Here is a 1,554-nt window from a genome sequence, read left to right as displayed (position 1 = left end):
ATCGGGCTCCTGTGGGATGACTGAATTCTACAAAATAACCCAAAATTTCCTCAAGTGTGAGAAATTCGCGTCGAGTGTACGGTCATAAGAGGCCCATTCCGCCGCGTCCAGGCGTTCGCTTTTCTGGACATGCATATTTGCGTCACTGTGCACCTGCTCGACGCTTTGCCACAATTGATTGGCTGCGTCCTGGCTGATCCGTCGGGCTTTGCGTGCGTTCCCGATATCGGCTTCCAAAATGTTGGCACGCATTGAAATATGGGCCTGATCCGGGTCTTTGATTGACCCCCCGATTTTCTCGGTGAGCGAACGCTGTTGCGTAAGATCGCAACTGGGATAGGCATTGGAGAGCGTCTGTGCCTGAGCGCAAGTCAGCGTCAGAGGCAGGCTGGCTACCAATATAAGACATTTCATTGGTTTCTCCCGTTTTACATAGAATAGTAAAGTCCATCCGAGAGCTTAGGTGTTTAGTCCCGGGATTTGATGGTGTGGTATTTTCACGCGAGTGGAAGGAAGCATTATGGGACAGATACGTCATGGCAGCGCCACGAGCACGCACGCCGTGCGAGCAGCAATACAGCGATCGCAGGCTTCGCTCGCGGCGCTGAGCAGGGAGTTCGGGATCAACCCGAAAACAGTTGCAAAATGGCGGAAGCGTCAGACTGTCGAGGATCAGAAGACAGGGCCCAAAGAACCGCGTTCAACGGTTTTGTCCGAGACTGACGAAGCGATGATCGTGGCCTTTCGTCGGCATACCTTACTGCCGTTGGACGATTGCCTTTATGCGTTGCAGGCCACCATTCCGCATCTGACACGCTCAGCGCTGCATCGCTGTCTTCAGCGTCACGGGATTTCACGTCTGCCTGATGTCGAAGGAGACAAGCCAAAACGGCAGCACTTCAAGCGTTATCCGATCGGGTTCTTTCACCTCGATATTGCCGAAGTTCAGACTGCCGAAGGAAAGCTTTATCTTTTCGTCGCCATAGACCGCACGAGCAAGTTTGCAGTGACGCAGCTTGTGGACAAAGCCAACAGACGAACGGCCTGGGAATTTCTCGAATATCTTCTGCGCATCGTCCCTTATCAGGTTCATACCATCCTGACGGACAACGGCATCCAGTTCGCCGAACAGCCCCGTAACCGGGGCACCGCATGGTCACGTTCCATGCGTTTCGACATGATCTGCGAGGCTAACGGGATCGAGCATCGCCTGACAAAACCCAATCACCCCTGGACCAATGGTCAGGTCGAGCGAATGAACCGGACGATCAAGGAAGCAACTGTCAAACGCTTTCATTACGACAGCCATGAGCAGTTGAGGACGCACCTCAATGACTTCATGGCAGCCTATAATTTCGGGCGAAGGCTCAAAACCCTCAACGGTCTCACGCCCTATGAATACATCTGCAAAATATGGACTTCAGAACCAGATCGATTCATCATCAACCCAACCCATCAAATCCCGGGACTAAACACTTAGGCTCAGGACCCATTGATATGATTGCGGAAATCTGATTCAGCCTCTGTGAGGAGACTGAAGATGAGTGACCTGTA

At 52.4% G+C, this 1,554-nt stretch carries 2 protein-coding genes; one reads left to right on the top strand and one right to left on the bottom strand.

Features of this window, described 5'->3' with window-relative positions; genetic code table 11:
* Positions 1-27 precede the first annotated feature (27 nt).
* On the bottom strand, positions 28-414 hold the full coding sequence (locus DV027_RS17705; protein WP_165399236.1) for a hypothetical protein: 387 nt from the start codon (positions 412-414) through the stop codon (positions 28-30).
* Between the two features lie 106 nt (positions 415-520).
* Between DV027_RS17705 and DV027_RS17225 the strand changes: the two genes are divergently transcribed.
* A complete protein-coding gene (locus DV027_RS17225; RefSeq protein ID WP_130732986.1) occupies positions 521-1,480 on the top strand; it encodes an IS481 family transposase in 960 nt (319 codons plus the stop codon).
* The last annotated feature ends 74 nt before the right edge of the window (positions 1,481-1,554 follow it).

It is taken from the genome of Komagataeibacter xylinus, from assembly GCF_004302915.1.
Classification (GTDB): Bacteria; Pseudomonadota; Alphaproteobacteria; order Acetobacterales; family Acetobacteraceae; genus Komagataeibacter; species Komagataeibacter xylinus_C.
Note: the sequence above shows the minus strand (reverse complement) of the source record. Positions and strands in the feature narration are given on the sequence as shown.